Raw genomic sequence first — 23,395 nt, 5'->3', positions numbered from 1 at the left:
CAAAATGGTCTCGCGCATGACTAGGGATTGCCGGAGCGCCCGGGTGGGCGACCTATCTCGCGGGCAACCGCGCAAAAGATGCCCAGCAGCTCTCGATCGGAAGCGGTTTCCATATGGTTGAGGGCGGCCAGGAAGATTTTCCAGGTCTGGGGCGAGGGATGAACAAGGCCGCTTTCCTCAATGCGCGACGCGATCTCCTGGACCACGCCGGACAGGGTCGGCGATGTCCCGACGTAACGCACGAGGCGCCCCCCATAACCTTTGATGTCCGGGGCGAGCAATTCCCCCGGCAGATCCTGCGCCGGGCATAGGCGCAGCAAGGAAGCGGCCACAAACAGCGTGCTGCCATAGGGCAGGAAATCCCCGACAAGGCCGCATAGCCGGCCATGACAGCGCAGGAACAGCTGGATGCCCTGCTCAGAGAGCTGCAGCTTGTAGGCTCGCGATCGCGGGTTTGCCAATTTCCACTCTCCAACTGACGACGCGCCCCTGCCTTTCGAAGACAGCGCTCGTCGGCACAGGGCGATTCTGTGCCGCCACGCAAAATCCTGCAAAAGAACAAAGGACGAAACCGGAAGTGTATTTCCGGTTTTCGGAAATGGATTGCCGATAACCGGCAATGGATTTCCTCAAACCGGAACTCCATTGCCCCCTCTCTTGCGGGGCGGGGGCCGATGTCGGCACTCAGATCCATGTCGAAACGACAGACCTGAGCGGTCAGCCCAAACGATCGGCAGATCCAGCTCAACCCGCTTCGACCCCGGCAGTCCCTTCAGGGATCACAATGGAGGTTTCGCTCATGTCAAAAACGCGCGTCCGTCGCGTGAGCCTGCTCGTCGCTTTCGCAATCGGCACTATGCCTTTGTTTGAGGCCCGGGCGCAAGACACGCATGCCGGCAAGGTCGACAACGAAAAGGCGCTGGCTTTGGCAGCGCAAGCTGCCCAGCAGCAGCTCCATCAGACCTTCACGAACCTCAAGTTCGAGGATTTCGGGCCATCGGCGGTCAATGGCCCCATCTATCAGGCCAATGCCGGTGGCAGGATCATCTATTACGCGCCGCAAAGCGAGCATCTGCTCTTCGCCGCTGTTTATGACAAGAACGGGGTCAATCTGACGGCGCTGGCGCAGGAACAGGGCGCTAGCCGCCGCCTCAAAGCTATTGACCCCGCCAAAGCTCTGGCGATCGGTCCTGAAGGCGCGCCGACGGTGATCGAGTTCACCGATCCGGACTGCCCCTATTGTCAGGCGCTCGAGCGCTTCTGGAACACCAAAGCTGCCGAAGGCAAACCGGTGCGCCGCCTCGTCTTCTTCGTGAGCGGCATCCATCCCACCGCGGCTGCCAAAGCCGAGCATATCCTTTGCTCGCCGGATAAGGAGGCCGCTTTCCGCGCTGCCTATTCGGGGCAGACACCGCCGATCCTGCGGCAATGCGAGGCCGGGCACACCAGAGTGGCGCAGGATGCCGAGCTGGTCGCCCGTGTCGGTATTTCCGGTACGCCGACCCTGATCGTCGATGGCAAGCTCATCTCGGGATTTCAGCAGGCCGAACTGGAAGCCTTTCTCGACCGGTATGCCAAACCTGCGCTCAAGGCCGCTTCCGAAGCCGTGCGCTGATCGCGTGCAGCGTCAGGATTGCGGGCGGGCGCACACGCTCTTTCTGGCGGGCGTCCTGCCCAGTGCCGCGAGGCACGGGCGGATGAACCAGGATGCCGGCGGCGACGGGCTCCCGGAGCCGTCCACCGACGCCCCGGCCGACACCGATCTGTCATCGATGCCGGCAGGCATATCGCGGGCGGCTCCATTTCCAAGGAGTAGTACCATTATGCGCAAATTTGGTTCGCGCGCGCTTGCACTGGCCAATTTCGGCCTCCCTTTTGCCGTGATGGCCCTGATCGCCGGCCCCGCCCATGCCTTCCAGGCACCGGCTCAGGGCGATCTCGGCTACGACATTTACGACATCGTCGTGAACAAGGGCGTGAAGGGGCCGCTTGGCTTTGTGGGCGGCGTCGCCGCCTTCCTGTTCGGGGTCAGCCGCCTGTTCTCGAACATCATGATCGGCATCCCGACCATTGTTGCCGCCGTCTGCCTGATCAAGGCCGACAGCATTCTCCAGACCTTCGGGATGGTCGTCTGACCCATGCGGCGCGCCTGCGTCCGGGGTGACCCGATCAGCGCAGCGCTGCCGCCAACGAGCTGGGGACCGATGGTCGGTTCCTGGAAACCGACACCTTCGCAGGTGTCATGAAGCAGGAGGAGAAGGGCCATGGACGAGCGCCTTCCGCAATATCTCCATCGACCGGTTCAGATCCTGTGGTTCGGATCGGACGAGTTCATGCTGGCCACCTCGAGCGTGTTCGTGGCGGCGATCGTGGGCGGAATGCTCGGATGGATGCTCATCCTGGCTCTTCTCCTTTTTATTCCCTGGAAGCGCAGCAAGCCGCGCGGTTTTTTAGCCCATCTGGCGTGGCGCTGGGGCCTTGTCTCCTTCCCTCACTATCCGGGTCCGACCCAGACCCGCTTCTTCGAGTAGACGCCATGGCACTGTTCCAACGCAAAGAGGCCGGCACCGACCCGCTGCTTGGCAAACCGGCCAGCTTCGGGATCCACCGCTACCTGCAAGGTTCCGCCAATCTGTTTGAGGAGAACCGTCTGCTCAAAGCGGCCATCGCGGGGATGTTCGGCGTGAACGCGGTGCTCGGCATGGTGATCTATACCACCAACCAGAATGCGCGGACCGTGGTGGTGCCCTTTGGCGCGACCGGCGATCTCTATGTCTCGGGCAACAAGCCTTCGCAGGCCTATCTGGTCGCCATGACGCGCAACATCGTCGGGCTGGCGGGCACCTATTCGGCCTATTCAGCCGACCGGCAGTTTCAGGAACTCCTCGGACTGGCGCACCCATCCGCTTACAATGCGATGCGCGACAGCCTGAACAGCGTGCTCGACGATCTGGCCGACAATCCGACGCTCTCGATCGCCACCTATATTCGCAACGACCAGCCCGTCATCTGGACCTCCAGCATGATCACCGTGCCGGTTGAAAAGGTGCGCGTGATCGGCGGCGTGATCCGCAAATTCCGGGGCAATCTGCACATTGGCTACGCGATCGAGAACGGTCGCTTCTGGCTGACGCGCCTTTCCGAGGAGCAGTTCGATGCCGAAACCCATTAAGCCCGGTACGCCGCCGCGCGCGCTGCTGGCAGCGATAGCCTTGCTGGTAGCCATGCCGGCGGGCGCCCAGACCATCCGCGCGCTTCCCGAGCAGACCAGCCGCATCCGCCTCTCGAACCACGACATCAACCATATCGTCTGCGAGAGCGGCGATATCGAGGATGTCAAATTCTCGCAGGAGAAGGGCCTCGCTGTCGAAAAGGGCGGCTCAGATGCCTGGATCAAATTTCTGGTCAAGCAGATCGATGACGCCGGACAGGTGACGCGCAGCTATGTGACGCAGCCTTCGGAATTTTTCATCACCTGCAACGGGGCGACCTATCCGCTCTATGCCGAACCTGCTGATATTCCGGCCCAGACCGTGGTGCTGGCCCCGGGAGCGCGCCAGCGCGCCAAAGCCAACAGCGACCTGCTTGGCCCGCTGGCCAACGAAGATCGCGCAGTCTCGATCACCATGGCGATGCTCGGCAACCGCATCCCGGCCTCCTTTTCCGAGGTCGCCCCATCCGATGCCGTCATTCGGCTCTCCAGCGTTCCGGCTGTGACGATCGCGGAACACCGCCGCCTCGCCATCGAAGGCTCCGGCCTGTCCGCATCGGAATATTGGGTCCGGGCCGCAGCCCCTGTCACGCTTGAAGAGCGCGCCTTTATCGATCCAACTTTGGGTCAGCACATTTTCGCGATCACTTTTGACCGCAGCCGCCTTGGCGCGAGTGAAAGCGCCCGGCTGATCGTCATTCGCGGGGAAGCCGCGCAATGAGCACCGAGGTCGATCCGGACACGGGCCAGAAAAGCGAGCGCCCCTCGACCTATCAGGCGCATCTCGCGCGGCAAGCAGACCAGGATATGGCCGGGAGCGATGCCGCTCCCCGTTCGTCGCGGGACTGGAAGGCCCGTTGGGAAAGCCTTTCCGCACGCCAAAAGCTGCGCGCCCGACAACTGGCTGTCGCTGTCGGCGTCGGTGTGCTGGGCCTCGGGCTCTATACCGCGACCGGCCACAAGGAAGAGGCCAGGCCTGTCGCTAAATCGACCTCGCTCAACATGGGTGCGGGCCTGCGCGGCGACAGTCTTGAGGAGAAGCTGCGAGGCGACCTCAAGAAGGTGCTCGACGGCCAGCAATTGCTCGGTGATCGCATCAGCGCGATAGAAGAGGGCAAGGTCACACCGGGCGCCAGATCCGCAGGCGGAGCAAGCTCGGCCCGCGATGGCGACCTGCCCGCTGCCCTGCCCGGCAGCGCGCCGCATCTTCCCTCGCCGCCGCTGACTGGCGATATCGGCGCCGCTGCCGACAAGCTGCCTGCGCCGCCCACCGGGGCGATGGCACCGCCCGCCCCGCCCGCTCCGCCGGTCGAAAAGACCGTGGGCGCGATCGGTTCGGCAACCAGCCAGCTCGTTCCGCAGGGCGCGAGCGATGCCGCGTCCGTCGCCAAAAAAAAGAATCGGACGATCTATTTGCCGCCTGGTTTCATGAAGGCGCGGCTGCTGACGGGGATCGACGCGCTGGCCAGTCGGGACGCGACCAGCAACCCCGAACCGATCATCGCCCGGGTTCAGGCGCCCGCCGTGCTCCCCAATGAAGTCAAAGCCAATCTTGCCGGCTGCTTTGTCATCGGCAACGCCACCGGAAGTCTGGCCAAAGAGCGGGTCGAGATCCAACTGGTCTCGATTTCCTGCGTCGACTTCGATGAACATTCCATCGTCGATCAACCGGTCAAAGGCTTCTTCGTCGATGCCGACGGCAAGAAGGGTCTCTCGGGCAAGGTGGTGACACGGGCCGGCGCAACGCTTGCGCGCGCCTTCATCGCCGGCACCGTCAGCGGCATCTCGCAATCGGTCGAAGGCACTTTTGGCAGCACCTCGACCTCGGCCCTCGGCAGCGTGCGAACACTTGATGCCGGAGACACAGCCAAGACCGGGATCGCCGGAGGCCTGTCCAAATCCTCCGAAAAACTGACCGATTTCTATCTCGACCTCGCGCGTCAGGCCAGCCCCATCGTCGAAGTCGGGGCCGCCAAGGACGTGGTCGTCGTGATCCAGGAAGGCGTCACCCTCGAAATCAAACCCGGCGCGGGAGTGAAGTTCTGATGCGCGCCTCAACCGGAGACAGCATGATGATCCAGCCTCATCCCCTCATGCAGCCCTGCCGCCAGATCCTGCGGAGTCTGCCGCTCTTCGCGCTCTCGGGCTGCGCTGCCTTAGGCTCGATGATGTCACCTTACAGCGAGAAGTTCTCCTGCAAGAACAGTGACCACGGCCAATGCATTCATCCCGAAAAGGCCTGGGCCGATGCGGTAGCCGGTCGCCCCTCGAAATCCGATCCGGCAGTCACCAACGACCGGAAGCTTCTGGTGCCTGACCAGACTGCAATGGCCGTCTCCGCCACGGTCAAGGAGCAGATGCCGGACAAGTCAATGAACCTGTCTGGCAAGCCCAAGAGGCCCGAACAGGGCGTAACCACTGTGCCGGCAAAGCCCGGGTCCGCTGACACAAGCGGACTGGCGGTCGGAAATTCCACCCCGATGCTGAAACCCTCACGCACGCTGCGCACGCTCATTCTGCCCTATGCTGATCGGCAGCGGCCCGACCGGCTCTATATGGCGCGCTATATCTATTCGATCATCGATCGGCCCGCCTGGGTGGTCGGCGATTATCTGGTCGAGCCTGGCGGACACGCGCCAACCCCTCACGTCCTCCGCTCGATGCGGGACAAGGATGCCTTGCCAGAAGAGGCGCGGCAGGATGCTAAAGAGGCTTCTGCCCTTCTGACGGAGCCCCGCCAGTGAGCGCGGCGGGTCGCCCGGGCCTGACAGTCCGCCGTCTGCGCGCCGCTGTCGAGCGCGATGCTTATTCCGATTTCCTGCCGATGGTCGCCTGGGTCGAGGAGGAGGAAGCCTTCCTTTGCATCGATGATGGCTGGGGGCAGGCATGGGAACTGGTTCCTTCCGCCTATATGTTCGCCCATGTCAGTCAGGCGCTGCAGGGCCTGCTCAACGTCTATTTCCCCGAAGGCACCGTCCTCCAGCTCATCACCTTCGCCGACCCGCTGATCGACCCGGCGCTTGATGCCTATCTTGATCTCAAATTCCGGCCCGACCCGCTGGTCCAGGCCTCCGCGCGGCGGATGGCCGATTATCTGCGCGCCGGCACCAACGGGCTCGATGCCCTCCATGGCATTCCCGTCCGCGATTTCCGTCTGTTCCTCGCGATCAAGACGAGGGTGAAGCTCGGCGCGGATCTGCGCCGTCAGGTTGAAGAGCAACTCGCCAAGATGGGGATCCGGCGTCTGGCGCCCGAAGAGATGGTGAGTTTTTACCGGCGCATCTTTAACGGCGTCTTTACTCCCGCTCCGGGCGTGTTTCTGGGAGAGAGCGTCGGCGGCATGCCTGCCCCGCCCATTGCGCGCCAGATCATTGAGGCAGGGCCCGATCTTTGTTTCGAGGGACCCGAAGTCTTTCTCGGCAATCAGGTGGCGCGCTGCCTCACCCCCAAGGCGCCCGCACGAAGGATCACTGCCGAGCGCGCCAACCGTCTCATGGGCGGGATGCGCGGAAGCGCCGAGGACAGCGATCAGATCGGCGGCCCCTTCCTCTATTGCCTGACCGTCATGTTCGATCATTCCCAGTTCGAAATTCATAAGCGCGCGCAAATTCTCTCCGCGCAAAAGGCCGCCGGCAGCTTTGCGGTCGAGGTCGGCAAGCAGATCGAGGAAATCGGCTGGATCCTCGACGAGGCTTCAAACAGCCGTTTTGTCTCGGTGATCCCGACCATGTGGGTGTTCGGTCGCGACAGCGCGCAGGCCCGCGAGATGGCCGCCCGCGCCAAGCGACTGTGGGAATCAGAACCCCTGCCCTTCATGGTGCAGGAAGAAAGCTATCTCCTCCCCGTCCTGCTCGCCGCCAGTCTGCCCTTCGGCCTTTACCCGGAAAAGCGCACGCTCAAGCTGCTGGAACGCGATTTTCGCATGCCGGTCAAAGCCGCGTCGCTGATGGCCCCGGTCCAGACCGATTTTCGCGGGGGCGGGCGCCCTGCCCTGCTCTATGTCGGGCGCAAAGGCCAGCTCGTCACGCTCGACCTCTTCGATCCGCGCATCAACAATTACAATTTCATCGTTTCAGCCGAATCCGGCGCGGGCAAAAGCTTCCTGCTCAACAACCTGTGCCAGCAATATTACGCCCAAGGCGCGCTCATTCGCATCATTGATATCGGCGGGTCCTATCGCAAACTCTGCACGCTTTGCTCGGGCCGCTATATCGACATCGGCGAGGAAAGGCTGGTCCTCAATCCCTTCGACATGGGACTGGCGCTGGATGGCGAGGACAAGCAGTCCGCCATTGCGATGGCCGTCGCCATCGTTGCGGAAATGGCCAATGCCTCGACCCGCAAGCCCGTCACCACCTCGGAATGGAATCTGCTCAAATCGGCGGTGCAATGGACTGTCGATAGCGGGCGCGGCGAGGATGGCATCGACGCGGTGCGGGCATGGCTTGGACGCTATCCCGAGAACACCAGTTCCGATCTCGACCGCGTCGATCATCTCGTGCCGGTGGCGCGCGAACTGGCCTTCAATCTCCGCGATTTCGGGTCGGACGGGGCGTATGGCCATTTCTTCAACGGGCCTTCGACCTTCGACATTTCCCGCGATGAATTCGTCGTGCTCGAACTCGAGCGCCTCAAAGCCCTGCCCGATCTTTTCAACGTGATCGTGATGGTGGTGGTGAACGCGGTCACTCAGGAGCTGTACCTTTCGGCCCGCGACAAGCCCCGCTTCGTCCTATGCGACGAGGCCGCGCAATTCATGACCCGCAGCGACGGGCAGGATCTTTCACGGCTCGCTGAAGCCTTCGGGCAAGGCTATCGCCGCGCCCGCAAATATCAGGGCAGCTTCGGCATCGTGCTCCAGAGCATGAATGACCTGACGCTTTTTGGCGGCACCGGACAGGTGATCCTCGAAAATGCCGCGACTAAATTCCTGCTTCAGGGCTCAACCTATGACAAGGCGGTCGACAACAAGATCCTCGATTATTCGGGCTTCGTCCTCGATCTCCTGAAATCGGTCCGCAACGCCAAGCCTCATTATTCCGAGGTGTTCATCGACAGCCCGCTGGGTCTGGGCATCGCACGACTGGTCGTCGATCCTTTCAGTTACTGGATCAACACCTCGGCCCCCAATGAGGTGGCTGCCTTCGAGGCTTTGGTCCGCGCCGGACGCAGCCCGCTTGAAGCGGTGTGCGAACTGGCAGGCGTCGATCCGCAGGACGTGTTTGGCCCCTCTCATCCCATGGGAGGTCCGTATGACACGCCATCACGTTGACCATACCGATCCGTTGAAGCTCGACTGGATCAGGAACCCGGATATCGAGGCAATGATCGAACAGAGGGTGGCCGAGCGCGCGCAGAGCCAAGCCTTCCAATGGCGCCTTCGCCTGATGATCATCGAGACGTTCATCATGGGCGGCTTGGTCATCGCCGGAGGCCTGGTGCTTGGCCGCCCCGGGCTCGAGGTTCTGCGCGCCGGGACCATCGTTGCAGCGGCCTGTTTTGCCAGCGGCCTTTTGCTGATCGGGGTTTCGGCGGCCTGCGGCATCGCGGCGTCCCGCTTTCGTCAGTGGAGGTCGAAATGACCGGCACCACCAAAACCATAACGCCCGCACTGATCGATGATCTTGCCCTCATCGGCAGATGCTGCCGTCACCCCGGCGAAGGCACGCAGGACTATCTTGTTCGGCTCGTCGGGTTCCTGCGAGACGAGAACGATCGGTTGAACCGTGATCTTGAAGTGGCCGATGGCCTCATCGCAAAGATGCTCCGTGACGCCGAACACGTCCCGCTTGTCGGCACGATTGTACAGACCTGCTGCGGCGTCGCGCCATTGATCTTTCCGGCCATCTGGTTTGGCGGCTTCTTTATCGCCTGCGCGGTCTGGGTCGGCCTGGTCTATATGGTGCCGGTCTTCAGCCAGATGGCCGTGAACTTCTATGTTGGCATGCCATGGCCGGCCCCGCGACCTGCGGAGGGAGGAAAGCCATGAACGGCATCTTTTCTTCAACGCCGGCGCCAAGACCGATCCGGCTGATCGTGGGCAGCCAGGGCTTGCTGCTGATGCAATCGCTGATGGCCTGGCATCTGCCTGCTGTCCCCAGCCTGTTCCGGATGCTGGTCGCGGTGACCGGCCTGCTTGCGCTTGCCGCTTTGGTCGCCGCTATTGCCGGTGAGAAGCCGCAAACGGGTGAGCGCTGGTGGAGGCGCCGTCATGCGCGCTAGCCCCCCATCCTTCCCTGATCGTCGCAGTGAGGTTTCGGCGCTGGCGATGCTCCTCGCCGCCCTGATGGCGCCGACGGCCGTCCGCGCCGATACATCCACCATCGGACGCACATGGCCGATCGCTGAGCCGGATGCGCTGACCGAGATCGAAGGCCGGAGCGCCCATATGCCCGACATGAAAGCCGCCTTTGGCCCCCGCTCGGGCTGGTCGGCCATAAAACCTGCGTCTCTGGGAAAGGCTCGGATCGACCGTGAGCGCAGTGTGGTTCCCTTTTACACGCTCGATTCCGACATTCAGCTGCCTGATGGGCGACTGCTTTACGCCAAAGGCACCACTTTCAACCCGCTCGCCTATGTATCGCTGCCGCAGCGGCTGGTGATCGTTCATCCCACTGAACTCGATTGGGCGATGCGCAACGCTGGCCCGTCCGACTTCATCCTGATCGCGGCTGGTGCCCCCGGCGATACCGATCCGATTACGGCCAGCGAGCGGCTGAAACGCCCGATTTTCCTGCTCGAGGAACGCATCAAGACCCGGCTTGGGTTGACCGTCGCCCCGGTGATCGTCGCGCAATCGGGACAGCACCTGGTGCTGACCGAAGTGGATGCATCAAAAACCACACGGAGGGCTTCCCGATGAAAGGCCTTTCCCTGCCCAAAGCGCTCGCCCTCGCCGCGACCTGCCTGACGCTTGCCGTTGCCTCGCCCGCCCACGCCTCCAAATGCGAGGCAGGCACGATCTTCAATCCGATCACCAAAGTGCGCTGGTCCTGCATCTTCCCTATCACCATCGGCGGGGTCAGGATCGGCCCGCATGATCCGCTGGGCAAGGCTCTCGATGCGCAATCGGTCTCGAAACCTTTGTGCGCCTGCCGCAAGGGCGTAACGTTCTGGTTTGGCGTCAAGGTCAGCTTCTGGTCGCCCAACCGGATGGTCGATGTGGTGACAGAGCCGGGCTGCATGATGGCGCTCGGCGCCGATATTCTCTCCACGCATGGCAGGCTGCAGGGCAGCCAGTCCTCCATCGCCGACGGCACCAACACGCGCAAGATGTTTGCCCAGATGCATTATTACATCTCGCCGGTCTGGAAGATGCTCGACATGTTCACCGACCTTCCCTGTTTTGAGGACGATGGTTTCGATGTCGCACTGATCACCGAGGTGCTCTCGACCTGGCAATCGGCAACGCTGAGCGCGATCATCCAGCCCGAAGCCATTCTTTTCGGTAACCCTGCGGCGGGCCTTGCCTGTATGAGCGACAGCGCAGCCGCTGCAGCAGGCAAGGTCGTCGATCCTCTGTTCTGGTGCATGGGTTCCTGGGGCTCGACCTATCCGATTGCCGGCGACATCCATTTCGACGACAGCGTCGAGGCCTGGGCCGGCCTTGCCGCGCGCGGCATCTTTATGATGGGGCGGCTGGGCTCGCTCACCATCAGCTCTGCGGATGGCTGTTCCTTCATTCCGCAACCGATCTGGAGCAAGAGCCGCTACAAGCTCCAGCTCATGGAACCCGTCAAGGGCGGCCAGTGCGTCAATGTCGGGCGGCCAGGCTCCCTGTGGACCAGCGCCAAACACGCGCCGGGCAAGGACAATGCCCAGTTCATGCTTTTCGAAAAAACGATCTGCTGCGCCGGGATCGCGGTGCCATGAGCCGGTCGTTTCCCCCATACCGCATGGGAATGCAGCCGGTTTACCGATGGCCTACCCGTCAGTCTGTTGGCCCCGGCAATTTCCCTGCGGCAGGAGCAGCGCCCATTGCCCCCGATGGGAGCGCTTCGGCGGTCGGCGTGGCCGCAGTCATCAGGGCCGGGTTCCTCTCCCCTCGGCGCCCGATTGTGGCCACGCTGACCGTTTTCGACGGACAGGCCGTGTTCCACGCGATTCTGCCACCGCCAGACAATCGGATCCTGCTGTTCCGCCTGGCGGACGGCTCGCGCCGGGTGGTCCCGCAGGAGATCCTGCCATGAGGAACCGGGCTATCCTGCTGATCGCGGCGCTCACCCTGCCGCTGCCGCTCGCGGCGCAGAGCGCGCAAGATCGCGCCCGCGCCGCCGCGCAGGCCTCGCGCGCCAAGTCTGGCGAAAGCGATGCGCTGCTCCGCAACTACCTGACGCCGGGCCTGAGCGGGCAGCCGGTTTCGACGGTGGATTCCAACCGCCAATTTACCCCCGATATCGCCTGCCAGAAGACCGCAACCTTGCTTGAGGTGCTGGCCCAGCCTTCGGCCAGCGGCGATCTCACCGCGGTTCGCATCAGCCGGGACACCAATCTTGATGGCACCTTCGATGCCGGCGCCACCCTGCCGGCGCCGGTTTCAGGGATCTGCGCCAATGGCGTCATTTCTTGCGACACGGGCACTTGGAACAATTGTCATTTCTACAGGTGGGCGGTCGATGCCGCGCAGGCGCCGAAACTGGAAGCCGTTGCCATGAGTGATCTGGCGGGTTGCTATTGCATCAACAACAGTTGCGGCAACGGGCTGGCGCTCGCCAATCTGCCGACGGTCCTCAAGGATCTTGGCGGCGGTGTGGTGGCAGCGCTCACCACCAGCGATCCGCGCTACGGCGTCACGCAGGCCAGGATCGAAGGGCCCGTCATCTCCTATGTCGGCGCGCAAAGCACAAGCTGCGCTTCCTCCGCAAGCCTGGGGCAGACCGCCTACCGTGCCAACCCGACCGCCATCGCCGGTGACGCGAGCTCTGCGGCAGCGTCGAGTTCGATTTTTCAGATGCTCTCGGCCTCGCCCGCCGCGACCTCGCGGGTCATCGAGACCCGTAACTGCAAAATCGAGCGCCAGATCACGCTCTCCAGTCCTGATCAGCGCGACATCATTTCCCGGATCGCGGGGGGCTATGGCGAGGTAACTTACAACAGCGATCAGATCAGCTTCATGATGGGGTCGCCCGCCGACAACAGCCTTAATGGCGCTGGCTGCAGCCTGTTCGGTTATCACATGACGCTGCGCATCAGCGATCCCGAGCGCCTCAGTGATGTGCGGCTCACCCAATATCGTTTCGACGACTCGATCCAGCTATGGATCGACGGGCAGTTTGTCTTTGCCGATCCTGCTAATTGGACCGGAAGCGGCGTTCCTTCCACCAGCTGCGATCGCAAGACCAACTGGTCGGGCTGGGCCAATCTCGATCTCAAACCATGGCTGACCAAAGGCGACCACGATATCGAACTGCGGGTGGCGGTGGGCGGCAATGGCGAAGTCTTCGCCCAGATCGACGCAACCCTCGACACAAGCTGCCGCGTCTCGGAAAATCTCGTCGATGGTTGCGTCGGCTATGCTGCCAATGCCGCCTGCAGCCTGAGCGGCGAAACAGTCGATGGCGTCACAACGGTTTTGAACGGCATTCACACCGGCCTTAAACCGATCGCACAGACCCGTGTCGTTACCGCCAGCACCTGTTCGGTAGGACTGACGCGCGACTTCTTCGAAAAGGATCGGCGCTACAGCTGCACGATAGACAAGGGTATGGCTGATCCCGACATCAGCCGCAGCGCCTATATCATCGATCATTCCACCGAGACATTGCTGGCTGATCGTATAGCCGGCAATGACGGCAGCTACTCACTCACTACCCGTAATTTCGCCCTGCCGGAACGCGGCACCGTCAATGCCTGCGAACCTGTCTGCAAGACCAGAAAGGCGCAAGGAAACACCGCCGCTGCGCTCGACGGTGTGACCGGCAGCAAGCAGAATTCGCCGGTCGGCTGGGATTATCTCTACCATGCGTGCCAGGACAACAACGTCTGTCCGGTCGGCGATGGCGAGGAATTGGTCCAGGGCTGCGGCTGCATCGACGATTTCCCTGAGGCCGTGGTGATGATGCAGTCGATGCGTCTGGGCGGATCCGACCTCATCTGCACCGGGACGGTGCGATGACCGGTCGCCGGCTTTCCCTTACCCTTGCGGCCCTGCTTTGCAGCGGCGCGGCTGGAATGCCCGGCATTGCCAGCGCCCAGCAGATGTGCGCCGCCGATCTCAACGGCAATGGCGATGCTGCCGACGAAGGGGAAACCGCTGGCTGCAAGCTGACGGCAAGTGGAGGCTGGATGTGCCCGATCGGAGAAACGCCTTGCGTCACCAGTCCAGACGGCGCGCAGCAATGCCCGCTTGGATCGCAATATGCCTGCGTCACGCCCGCCGCGGGCGGCCCCGCTTCCTGCACGCCCAACGCCTGCATCGATACCAGCGCCAACCCCATCCAGACCGACCCGGTCGTCGATGATCCCGGCGTTGAAGCCGATGGCTCGGTCGATGCCGATGGCCATTGCCTCGGGTCCATCGAGATCTTCGCGGGCCGCGCCGCGCGCTGCCGTCCGGCGGGCCTGCTCACCACCTTCCAGAACTGCTGCAAGGATCGCGGCAAGATCATCAAGGATGGCATGGGCGGCTCGATCTCATCGATCTCGACCAAAATCGCCATCGCCAAGGGCGTGTTTACCGGCATGAAGGCAGCCTATGCCGCGTTTCAGGTGGGCGCGACAGCAAGCCAGGCCGCCGGCGCAGGCGCCAATGCGATTATCATCGGGCTCGATCCGACCTCCATCGCCATCAGCCTTGCCATCAATTTCATGATCGAGGTGCTGCTGCAGGGCTGCGACAGCCAGGACATGGAAGTCGGCATGCTCAAGGGTTCGGGCATGTGCCATGAAGTCGGCAGCTACTGCAGCTCGAAGATCCTGGGCATCTGCCTGCAAAAATCGGTCGGCCATTGCTGCTTCAACACCAAACTTGGCAGGATCATTCAGGAACAGGGCCGACCGCAGCTTCAATCGTTCAACGCCGTGGGTTGGGGAACGCCCAAACAGCCCTATTGCCGCGGCCTCACTCCGGAAGAGTTTCAGGCGCTCGATTTCTCGAAAATGGACCTCACCGAATATTATGCGGAGGTCGAAGCGCGCGCCCAGTCCCAAATCCAGATCGACATGAAGGACAAGATCGATGCCTATCAGCAAACGATCAGCCAATAGCTTCGCCTGGCTCCTTGTCGGCTTGATGCTGGCGTCAATACCGGCCTGGGCAGACAGTCCCGCGCCCAACCACACGGCGCGCTCGCAGGTGGAAGCCGAAGGGAATGCCGCCATGGAACGCTTGAAACGCGCGGTTGGAGCGGCGAAGCAAAGCGAGGGCCCCGCCCCGGTGATACCGGCACAATCCGAAGCCGCTCCCCAATTGCAGCGGCGCGCCTTTGAGGGACTGTCGCGCCCAAAGGGCGATCCGGCCCTCGTGAAACGCGCCGAGATGGATATCGCGGCGGCCCGGCAAGCGCTGGCCGCCGAGCGGGAGAGGGCAAGTCAGCGAATAGCGCAGGCGCTGGGTCTTGAACAACCCGAAGCCAATGCGCTGGCCAATGCCGCTCCCGCCAGCCTCAAAAAGAGCTGGGTTGCTGTTCTCTTCGTGTCTTCCGCTATGCCGGTCGAAGTGCTGCGCACCTATGCGGCCAGTCTTGCTCGCGTCGGCGGGGTGATGGCCTTTCGCGGCATGCCAGGCGGCATGACCAGAGTGGAGCTGATGGCGAAATTGTCAGCCCAGGTGTTGCGGCTCGATCCGGGCTGCGAAGGCCCCGCCTGCGCGATGCGCGACGTGCAGATCATCGTCGATCCGCTCATTTTCCGCCAGCATGGCGTGACGAAAGTCCCCGCACTGGCGATGATCACCGGCGATCCCACCCAGCCCTATTGCGATCGCGACGAGAACAGCCCGGGTGCCGCCCATGTCATCTACGGCGATGCCGCCCTCTCCGGGCTACTCGAGGAATATGGCCGCCTCGGCGGTAAAGAGGAGATACGCGATGCTCTCGCTCATCTGGCGCGCCAGTAAACGCGCGGCCTTGAGACTCAGGCACCTGCCGCTTCGCGCAGCAGTTGCTCTGGGCGCAAGCGGATTTGGCGAACCTGCCCGGCCGGTACAGCTCTTCAAGGCTTACGGGATCGTGCTGCCGATCGGGCTGCTCGTCTGGTGGGCGATGCCGCAATTCGCATTAGTGGCGACGCCCTCCATCGATGCCTTTGTGATCTACAAAGCGCCCGACCAGATCCGAACCGGCAACCTCGTCTCCTTCACACTGTTCGATCCGATTGCCGGCCCCAAACCGGTCAGCGTCACCAAATACGCGCTCTGTCTGCCCGGAGAGCGGATCGACATGATCGAGAAGCCATCAGCCATGGGCGAAACCTACGACGGCTGGTATTTCTGCAATGCCCGCCTGCTTGGTATCAGCAAGCCCCGAACCCGGGACGGCCGCCCCCTCACCCATTGGCATCCCGCGACAAAGATCATCCCGGCGGGCACGATATTTGTCGGCTCCTCATCCCCCGATGGTTTCGACAGCCGATATTATGGGCCGGTCGAGATCGGCAGGCTGACCCGCATGGAGAAACTGCTGTGAGGCTGCGCACAATCTTCTCCATCGGCATGCTGCTTTCAACCGCGCCGGCATGGGGCCAGACCGCAACGGCGGCAGATGGCCCGGGCGTCGCGCGCGGCTATTGGTGGTATGAAGCCCCAAAGCCGGTCTCGCCCGACAAAGCGGAGATGGACGCAGTTGCCAAACCCGCCATTCCGCCCATGGCCGAACTGGTCAAATGGTCGCCTCCAAGGATCGCCAGGCTGATCGAGCAGCAACGCGATTATGCGGCAACCGTGCTGACGGTGGATGCGGTCGCCGATTTCTGGCGTCTGGAGGATTTTGCCCGGCGCAAGGCCCGCGCCTTTGCCGGCGTTACCCAACTGGCCTTGCTGGCCCATCCCGAACTCAACGCCAAAGCCGCTAACCCGCTGGTGGGCGAGGCACGTGATGCGCTGGGCGCGCATAAGGATGATATCCGCCGCCAGTATTTGCGCGCCCACGGCAATGAGTTCGCTCTGGTGATGTTCGACCGAGCCTCCTGCGGCTATTGCCGGGTGCAATGGCCGATCCTCCAGCGGTTTCAGGAGGAGATGGGCTGGCAGGTCAGTCGAATGGATCTCGAGCAGCGCCCCGGCCTTGGCCAGCGTTTCGGGGTTGAGGTGACACCAACCACGATGGTGATCCGGCGCGGCAGCCAGCAGCAGATGGTGATCGCGACCGGGATCGAGACTTATCCCAACCTGCTCCAGATGGCTTATCAGGCCATCAAATTGCTCACCGGCGACATCCGCCCCGAACAATGGCTGACCGGAGCGGGTGAAGAGGACGGCTTCTTCGATGCCCTCGCCAATGGGCCGGTATCGCCGAGCGATCCGCGCGTGGTCGGAGGCGATCTCATCGCGGCGGGAGGCAGGAAGCCATGAGCCCCGGGGAAATTCTGGTATTCGGATGGGCCGGCCTCCTGCTGAGCGGCACCGTTCAGACGTCATCGGCCAGGGCTCAGCCGCCGATCTCCCGTGATGTCGCTTTGCGTGCGGCCATCCATCCCGTCAGTACGCTGCCTGAAGCCCGGGCATGGCTCGCCCGCGTTCCTGTCACGCGCGACTTTCCGCCCGACTTCGAAGCCGTGCTGCGCGGGCAGGCGTCGCTTTACGTGATCGAGATGAGCACGGCGCCCGCCTGCATCGCCTGCGCCGATCTTTGGGGGAAGCTGCTCACGTTACGAGCGCGCTATGGCTGGCAGGTCCGGACGATTGGCGCGCAGGAGGCCATGCTCCGCTCCGGGCGACTTGGGCTTCCCTGGGTTGGCAACCCTGTTGCCTGGGTGCGACCAATCGCCGATCCCAATCGCATCGTGCCGGTCGCTATTGGCACCGACCATGGCGTCAATCTCGCGCGCAACACCTATCTGGCAGCAAAAATGCTGACCGGCGTGCGCGTTGCTGTTGGCGTCCGGGCGATGGCAAAATTTACCGGAATCGTGAGCCCTGCCCGATGACCGGCGTCGACCATCATTACCGCGCCACCGAATTCGCAACAATTCCTTTTTATATGTGTAATTTAGGCAGCCATTTTTATAAATTACAAGAGCATCTCAAACTCTTTAAACTTGCGGTGACCGGCGCGCTATCGGGGGATGGCAGCAGGTCGCCTCGCAGAGGGTGTGCCAATGCCCCCTGCCCCCTCTTAACCCGGCAAGGCAAGCGCGCGACGGGCAGCTGGCCGTGTCCTCCCACAACAGGAAGCCCGTCATGGTCCCCATTGCCAGCCGTTTCAGCCTCGCGCTTTGTCTGATCCTCGCTGCCTGCGGAGCAGCCGTGCCGGCCCATGCCCAGAGCTGGGCGGAGAGTTGGTTCGACAAAGTCACCTATAGCTCGCCCGGCACCTTTGCCGACCAGACCCGCGGCTATGTGACCGCAGGCGGCATGTCAGGCCGCGTTGATGTTCATGACGATTATCTGATGTCCTTGAGCCTGCCCAAGGTGAAAGCGGGCTGCGGGGGCATCGACATGTTCCTTGGCGGCATGTCGTTTCTCGACCCGGATTATCTGGTGCAAAAGCTCGAGACCATCCTTCAGGCGGCCCCGGCAGTCGCCTTCCAGTACCTCCTCGAAACGCTCGACGAGAAGATGGGCAATATCATTTCGAAGATGGAGGCGGCCACCAATTTCCTGAACTCGATCCAGGTGAACGATTGCCGCCTGGCCAACCGCATGGTCCAGATCGCCAAAGGCGATGACAATATGTCGGGCATTGTCGAGGAGATGACGGGCTATAAATCGGTGCGCGAGGGCTTTGCAAAAAGCTGGCAGCAGAGCCGCGAGAAGATCCAGTCCAACAAAGGCAATCCGACCGAGGATCTCAAGGAAGCGCTCGCCAATTGTCCGACCGAGGTGACCGATATTTTCCGAACAGGCTCATTGCTCCAGCACGCTGCCGCGCGGGTCGGCGCCTCGGACTGGGCCGGGGTGATGCGTGCCCGGGTCGGCGATGTCTATATGCGCTGGGACACCAATGACAAAGTGCCGCTGTTCTCGGCCATCCCTTCCTGCCCGCATCAGGATACCGAGAGCGCCGATGATTTCCTGACCGGACGAGTGCCAACGCGGGCGCTTAATATTCCAGCGACCGCTGCCGACTGTTCCGTGAACGGTTCCGGGCGCGGCGCGCTCGTGCTGGCGCGCGAGAGGATGGAAACGATAGCCAGCAAGATCCGCACCCGCTCGGCGCTCTCCACCGAAGAAAAGCAGTTCGTCGCCAATGTCAGAACGCTGCCGGTCTACCGCCTGCTCGAATGGGGCGTGCGGCAAGGCGTGATCGACAGCGTGATCGCCGACACCGATGAACTGGTGGCGCTGACCCTTGCCTATCAGATGCTCAATGACCTGACGCGCTCAATCGATTTCGCACTTCAGAATGCTGAACGAGGCGCGACAGCGGCGGGTGCCTCTGACGGTGAAAGCGCCAATATCTGCCAGACGCGGATCCTCTCAAAAGGAATCGAGCAGCTTCGTGACCTCCGTGAGGAGGTGCTGCGCCAGCGCGCGCAGATGCGCCAGTCCTACATGGCCGCCATGAGCCAGGCGAACCTCTCAGCCAATTATGCCGGGGTGGTTCGCCAGCGCGATCACGATGCCCGCAATGCCACCGGCGCCAGCCACAAACAATGAGGTGTCAGATGCGCAGATTGCTCCGATCCCTGCTCGTTTTCCTCGGCATGATCATCGCCACGCCCGCGCTGGCGGTGGATGCCAGCTATCATACCTGGGATGGCTTTTCCGAAACGGTTGATGCTTTTCGGATCGTCGCCCTGATCTTCAGCGATCCACGCTACGAGACGCTGGTAGTGATCATCGCTGTCGTCGGCATTGGACTCGGAGCTGTCCTCGCCGGCATTCGCGGTTCCGGCATGGGCCTTGTCGCCTTCGGTTTTCAGATGCTGGTGGGTATTGGCCTGTTTGCAGGCATGATCGCCACCACCGGCACGGTTCATGTCTATGATCGGGTCCGTAATGCCTATCGGCCGGTGGGCGGCGTGCCCAATCTCATCGTGCTGGTGGCGGGCGTCACCAATCTCATGGAACGTGCGCTTGCCGAGACGATCGATGACAACACATCCGATCCTAATGCCAAGCTAGAGTTCGGCGCGGGCGGGCACAGTTTTGATCTGTTCCTGAACGCTGTCTCGCCGCGCAGCCCCATCGTCGACTCCTTTCTCGACGCGACGGTGAAAGACTATGTCCGGCAATGTTACCCTGTGGCCCGGGTATCGCCAGCTTATGGCGTCGATGACGACCAGCTCTTCCGCACTTCGACTGACCTGCCCGCAAGTTTTTCAGCCATGGCGGGTCCGGCAACCTTCTCGACCGTCTATAGCGCCGGCGATAAGTCGGGCACCACCATGTCCTGCGAAGCGGCATGGACCTATATTGCCGACAAGCTTGCCGATCCAACACTGTTCGACGCCTATAGCGATCAGATCTGCGCACGCACCGGCTTCGATGTGACCCAGACTGTCCAGCGTGACCGGTGCCGCCAACAGATCGACGCGCTGGGCTGGATGATGCTCGATCAGTCGATGAGCCGTCAGAAGTTCCTGACCAATGTCTTTCTTGGCCAGACGGTTGGCGATGTCCTATTCGAGGATTCACCGGCTGCTGCCGCACGCGTGATGGCCAACCGTGCCATCGAGTCCAATGGTCTGGCGACACTTTCAACGGCCAACGAATGGATGCCGACCATCCGCGCCTCAGTCTTTGCCATCATGCTGATGATGTTGCCGATCGCGCTGCTGTTCATCCTGACCCCCATCAATTTGCGTGTTGCCAGCTTCGCCTTCGGGCTCTTCGTCTTTGTGGCCATATGGGGCGTGATCGATGCCGGGATCTATCAGCTTACCCTTGGGCGAGCGATGGGGGTGCTGGCCGAATTGCGCGCAACGAAAGTTGCGACCGACACCTGGATTCTGGCGCCATCCGCAGCGATGAAGGCGCTGGCCATCTTTGGTTCGTTCCGCACCGCCGCGGCAGGTCTTGCCGGAGCCTTTGTCTTCACGGTGTTCCGGTTCAGCGGCAATGTGTTCACTGCCTTCACCTCAGGTTCGCTCGGGGTTCAAGGCCAGGGCAGCGCGGCGGCCGCGACAGTTGGAACCAGCGAGGGTTATGCCAATGCTCTTGAGGCGCAGGGTTCGGCGACAGGCACCATGGCGCGCCGCTCAGCGGCCTCCAGCTTCGGGGATTTTGGCGAGCGCAGCAGTTTCGGGCTGGACCGGGCGTTTGCCTCCTCAGGGTCGGTGCTGGGCGAGCATGGCGGCGGCGCGTCCGGCACGGCGGCATCGGGCCTCGGGCGGGCCGATGCTGCGCGGGAATTGGGCGGTCTTACCCCTGCCCTTGCCGGTCGTGATCTGAGCGATCCGGCAACGGCCCGCGCCATTCGCGCCAATGCCGCGACATCGGCGATCCATAATTTCGCGCAAGGTGACGCGCTGCGCAAATTGGGGACCAGCTACTTCGGCAAAGGGCAACCAGGGGAACGGACCTTTGCCGCCTTCGCGCAGAACATGGTGCAGTGGAAAGCGTTTGGCGACAATCGGGCCTATGACATGATGCTTACTGGCGCTCAGCGGCATTTTGAACGAAGCGGCTATTCCGCCAGGGATGCAAGCCTGAAAGCCTCGACCGTCATTGCGCAGGCCTCGGCCGATACGACTTTTGCCAAGCTGACTGCCAATGCCTTCGATCAGGAACAGATGCTGCGCAACGATCTTACGGGCGCGCAGATTCAGGTCGGCGCGATGGAAGGCAGGCGCGATTATGCGGGCAAAAGCGTAGCCAGTGGCGAGCGCGGCAATGTTGCGACCGAGCAGGCGCATCGGACCGGACACAATCGGGGGCAAAGGCAGGCTGCTGCAATGCTTGGACTTTCCGTTACCGAAACCAATCGACGCATAGGCTTTATCAATGCGCTTTCGGGCGAAGCACGCTCGAGCGCTGTCAGCCAGCTCGCACATGCCACAAGACGCAGCGAGGCGCAGGTACTTCATGCGCTGGAGGCCTACAATGTCGCGAGCCAGGTCGGCACGGCTGATGGCGTGACGGCGGAGGCCCACCGTGAAGGCAGCAGCGTCTATGGTAGAACCCGAGAAGCAGCCGGTTATGATTTTGCTGAAAGATCAGGCAAGCTTGATGCCCAGCGCGAGGTCGGGCCGGATGGCACACGCAGCTCGGCGAGGATCGGGGAACAGCGCCGTCAGGCTGACAATGCAGGCTTTGCGCAAGGCGCCGGGGCAGACGGTGCGTCCGTGCGCGAAGCCGCGCGGCTGGATTCTTTCATCCGCGCATTGGCTGTCACCGCCGGAAACAAGATCGACATGGCAGAGGGAGGCGCCGGAAGCATTGCCGATCGCGCCCGTAATGAGCGTCTGACCGGCATTGTCGACAAGGAGCGGCTGTCGCGCATTCAAACCCTGCTGCACGACCATGGCATCACGATGCCGAAACGCCAGATCGCGATGGATCAGAACGGCGATGTCAGCCTCAATCTGACGCCTCAGCTTGCCGCTGACATGTGGCGCGGCGGACTGATCAACCAGAGCCAACTTGGCGCAATCGCCAATGGTGGACATGCACGGTTCAGCTTTGCCCATAACGATCTTCTGGTTTCGAGCAGCACTGGATTCAGCCAGTCTGGGCGCAGTGACACCAGCACCCGGTTCGAGGCGGGTAAACAGGCGGGGCCGGACACGATTGAGCATTTCCTCGGCAGCGGCGCGCAGGGGCAGGAAGCCATGGCAAACTGGCTCAAAGGCGGGTTTGAAATGGATCGCCGGGGTAACTGGCGGCTGAAGCCGCAGGTGGCCGACACGCTTGAACGCGACGTCATGGCGATCATGGTACAGACAGGATGGCAAAGATCGCTGTCACGATCAGCTGAGCATTCAACAGCAAACAGCCAAAGCATCTCCGGTGATCTCGCGGCTTCAGCGGCGCGAGGGGTTGGCTCGGATGGCAAAGGCAGTGTCAAAGGCTCTTTGAGCGGCAGATTGAGCGCGGAGATTTCGGATCGAGGAATTTCAGCGGTTGTTGCGCGGTCATCGATCGATATTGTGAACTATGATGTCCGGGAGGCAATTGCATCAGCAGAGAAAGCGGCTGCCCGCTCACCGCATCCGGAAAAGACTTTTTCCAGGGAATTCAGCGAGAAAGTTCTGGGAAACGACGGACTGCGCAACCGGTATCTCGAACAGGCCGACGCCGGGCGAGGTACTGTGGATGGAACCGGGCCTATAACATCTGTCGAGCAGTCTCAACTGCTCAAGTCCGGTCGACCGCCGCTTGATCGGGATAATGGGGCAACCGATGGAGATTCCAGTTTCAAAAGCCGCCGTGATCCTTGATGAAAAGTGTCAATTATTAAAAAATAATCAGCGCAGTATTTTGCTCAACGGCGTCGACCACTCATTCCTCGATTTCCGCCCAACCATAATGCTCTTGACCTGCCCCCCGAAAGATCCCTTATTCTGATGTAGAGTCTGTCTACGAGAAGGAGCAGACGCATGAGGAAGAAGCCGTTTCACCGAGGCGCAGATTATCGGGATGATCAAAGAGCAGGAGGCCGGGCTTCCGACCGTGGAGGTTTGCCGCAAGCACGGGCTGAGCGCGGCGACGTTCTACAAGCTGGAGACCAAATACGGCGGGATGGAGGTATCCGACGCCCGCCGCCTGCGACAGCTTGAGGACGAGAACGGCAAGCTGAAGCGGCTGCTGGCGGACAGCATGCTCGACAACGCCATCCTGAAGGATCTTCCTGAAGGATCTGCTGGGAAAAGTCTGACGACACACCGGGGCAGCGGCGCGACGCAGTGCTGCGGGTGTTGCGGGAATACGAGATCTCGCAACGCCGGGCCTGCGGGCTGATTGGTGTCGATCCCAATGTCGCATTGCCTCAATGAAAATGTTCCTAGGCAATTTCGTTGCCTCATCGAGAATGTTACCCACGACGGCATTTAGGACGTAAACTCATAAAATCTGGCGGCGGTTTCTACGCGTGATATGAGGGGGTATGTACGTCACATGGAAGCGGGCAGCACTGGTGTTGGGGG

At 62.1% G+C, this 23,395-nt stretch carries 23 protein-coding genes and 1 pseudogene; 23 read left to right on the top strand and 1 reads right to left on the bottom strand.

The genetic code is table 11. The features are described from left to right. Positions 1-20: 20 nt before the first annotated feature. Positions 21-620, bottom strand: coding sequence for a hypothetical protein (locus FHW96_RS22735; RefSeq protein WP_172342859.1), 600 nt, complete (start codon positions 618-620; stop codon positions 21-23). A gap of 179 nt (positions 621-799) precedes the next feature. On the opposite strand from FHW96_RS22735, the gene FHW96_RS22730 reads away from it, so the two are divergent. From FHW96_RS22730 to FHW96_RS22620, 23 genes and pseudogenes are all read left to right on the top strand, one after another. Beyond that, complete coding sequence (locus FHW96_RS22730; RefSeq protein WP_253951171.1) at positions 800-1,615, top strand: DsbC family protein; 816 nt, start codon at positions 800-802, stop codon at positions 1,613-1,615. A 208-nt stretch (positions 1,616-1,823) separates the two neighbouring features. After that, the gene (locus tag FHW96_RS22725) at positions 1,824-2,135 is read left to right on the top strand and encodes a hypothetical protein (RefSeq protein ID WP_216651021.1); all 312 of its coding nucleotides are present in this window, start codon (positions 1,824-1,826) and stop codon (positions 2,133-2,135) included. A 129-nt stretch (positions 2,136-2,264) separates the two neighbouring features. After that, positions 2,265-2,531, top strand: coding sequence for a type IV conjugative transfer system protein TraL (locus FHW96_RS22720; protein ID WP_168605486.1), 267 nt, complete (start codon positions 2,265-2,267; stop codon positions 2,529-2,531). Between the two features lie 5 nt (positions 2,532-2,536). Next, entirely contained in the window at positions 2,537-3,172 is a 636-nt protein-coding gene (locus tag FHW96_RS22715) for a TraE/TraK family type IV conjugative transfer system protein (protein ID WP_172342858.1), read from the top strand. Beyond that, entirely contained in the window at positions 3,156-3,932 is a 777-nt protein-coding gene (locus FHW96_RS22710) for a type-F conjugative transfer system secretin TraK (RefSeq protein WP_172342857.1), read from the top strand. The genes FHW96_RS22715 and FHW96_RS22710 overlap by 17 nt, the downstream gene beginning before the upstream one ends. Further along, positions 3,929-5,257 (top strand): TraB/VirB10 family protein, encoded by a 1,329-nt coding sequence (locus FHW96_RS22705; protein ID WP_172342856.1) that lies wholly within the window; start codon positions 3,929-3,931, stop codon positions 5,255-5,257. The genes FHW96_RS22710 and FHW96_RS22705 overlap by 4 nt, the downstream gene beginning before the upstream one ends. A 23-nt stretch (positions 5,258-5,280) precedes the next feature. Then, a complete protein-coding gene (locus tag FHW96_RS22700; RefSeq protein WP_172342855.1) occupies positions 5,281-5,955 on the top strand; it encodes a TraV family lipoprotein in 675 nt (224 codons plus the stop codon). Then, positions 5,952-8,483 (top strand): TraC family protein, encoded by a 2,532-nt coding sequence (locus tag FHW96_RS22695; protein WP_172342854.1) that lies wholly within the window; start codon positions 5,952-5,954, stop codon positions 8,481-8,483. The genes FHW96_RS22700 and FHW96_RS22695 overlap by 4 nt, the downstream gene beginning before the upstream one ends. Before the next feature lie 13 nt (positions 8,484-8,496). Then, a complete protein-coding gene (locus FHW96_RS22690; protein ID WP_371815793.1) occupies positions 8,497-8,793 on the top strand; it encodes a hypothetical protein in 297 nt (98 codons plus the stop codon). Beyond that, positions 8,790-9,200, top strand: coding sequence for a hypothetical protein (locus FHW96_RS22685; protein ID WP_172342852.1), 411 nt, complete (start codon positions 8,790-8,792; stop codon positions 9,198-9,200). Before FHW96_RS22690 ends, FHW96_RS22685 begins: the two co-directional genes overlap by 4 nt. After that, entirely contained in the window at positions 9,197-9,433 is a 237-nt protein-coding gene (locus FHW96_RS22680; protein WP_172342851.1) for a hypothetical protein, read from the top strand. The genes FHW96_RS22685 and FHW96_RS22680 overlap by 4 nt, the downstream gene beginning before the upstream one ends. Before the next feature lie 46 nt (positions 9,434-9,479). Beyond that, positions 9,480-10,073: a conjugal transfer protein TraW gene (locus FHW96_RS22675; protein WP_172342850.1), complete on the top strand. Its 594-nt coding sequence runs from the start codon at positions 9,480-9,482 to the stop codon at positions 10,071-10,073. Next, positions 10,070-11,083 (top strand): TraU family protein, encoded by a 1,014-nt coding sequence (locus FHW96_RS22670; RefSeq protein WP_172342849.1) that lies wholly within the window; start codon positions 10,070-10,072, stop codon positions 11,081-11,083. The genes FHW96_RS22675 and FHW96_RS22670 overlap by 4 nt, the downstream gene beginning before the upstream one ends. Further along, positions 11,080-11,400, top strand: a complete 321-nt coding sequence (locus tag FHW96_RS22665; protein ID WP_172342848.1) for a hypothetical protein — start codon at positions 11,080-11,082, stop codon at positions 11,398-11,400. Before FHW96_RS22670 ends, FHW96_RS22665 begins: the two co-directional genes overlap by 4 nt. Next, positions 11,397-13,325, top strand: a complete 1,929-nt coding sequence (locus tag FHW96_RS22660) for a hypothetical protein (RefSeq protein ID WP_172342847.1) — start codon at positions 11,397-11,399, stop codon at positions 13,323-13,325. Before FHW96_RS22665 ends, FHW96_RS22660 begins: the two co-directional genes overlap by 4 nt. Further along, positions 13,322-14,416 carry a conjugal transfer protein TraN gene (gene traN, locus FHW96_RS22655; protein ID WP_371815792.1) on the top strand — a complete coding sequence of 365 codons (1,095 nt, stop codon included), beginning with the start codon at positions 13,322-13,324 and terminating at the stop codon, positions 14,414-14,416. Before FHW96_RS22660 ends, traN begins: the two co-directional genes overlap by 4 nt. Then, positions 14,388-15,266, top strand: coding sequence for a type-F conjugative transfer system pilin assembly protein TrbC (locus FHW96_RS22650; protein WP_172342846.1), 879 nt, complete (start codon positions 14,388-14,390; stop codon positions 15,264-15,266). Before traN ends, FHW96_RS22650 begins: the two co-directional genes overlap by 29 nt. Continuing rightward, on the top strand, positions 15,238-15,834 hold the full coding sequence (locus FHW96_RS22645) for a S26 family signal peptidase (protein WP_172342845.1): 597 nt from the start codon (positions 15,238-15,240) through the stop codon (positions 15,832-15,834). Before FHW96_RS22650 ends, FHW96_RS22645 begins: the two co-directional genes overlap by 29 nt. Then, positions 15,831-16,718, top strand: coding sequence for a conjugal transfer protein TraF (locus FHW96_RS22640; protein WP_371815791.1), 888 nt, complete (start codon positions 15,831-15,833; stop codon positions 16,716-16,718). The genes FHW96_RS22645 and FHW96_RS22640 overlap by 4 nt, the downstream gene beginning before the upstream one ends. Continuing rightward, a complete protein-coding gene (locus FHW96_RS22635) occupies positions 16,715-17,293 on the top strand; it encodes a hypothetical protein (protein WP_253951170.1) in 579 nt (192 codons plus the stop codon). Before FHW96_RS22640 ends, FHW96_RS22635 begins: the two co-directional genes overlap by 4 nt. Positions 17,294-17,546: 253 nt before the next feature. Further along, the gene (locus FHW96_RS22630) at positions 17,547-18,965 is read left to right on the top strand and encodes a conjugal transfer protein TraH (RefSeq protein WP_172342844.1); all 1,419 of its coding nucleotides are present in this window, start codon (positions 17,547-17,549) and stop codon (positions 18,963-18,965) included. A gap of 8 nt (positions 18,966-18,973) precedes the next feature. Then, a complete protein-coding gene (locus tag FHW96_RS22625; RefSeq protein ID WP_172342843.1) occupies positions 18,974-22,690 on the top strand; it encodes a conjugal transfer protein TraG N-terminal domain-containing protein in 3,717 nt (1,238 codons plus the stop codon). A gap of 199 nt (positions 22,691-22,889) precedes the next feature. Then, a pseudogene (locus FHW96_RS22620) lies at positions 22,890-23,224 on the top strand (transposase); the annotation flags it as partial. Positions 23,225-23,395: the final 171 nt, after the last annotated feature.

The sequence above is a fragment of the Novosphingobium sp. SG751A genome, assembly GCF_013149295.1.
In the GTDB taxonomy this organism is placed as follows: Bacteria; Pseudomonadota; Alphaproteobacteria; order Sphingomonadales; family Sphingomonadaceae; genus Novosphingobium.
The sequence above is the reverse complement of the archived record's forward strand: the minus strand, read 5'-3'. Positions and strand labels throughout refer to the sequence as shown.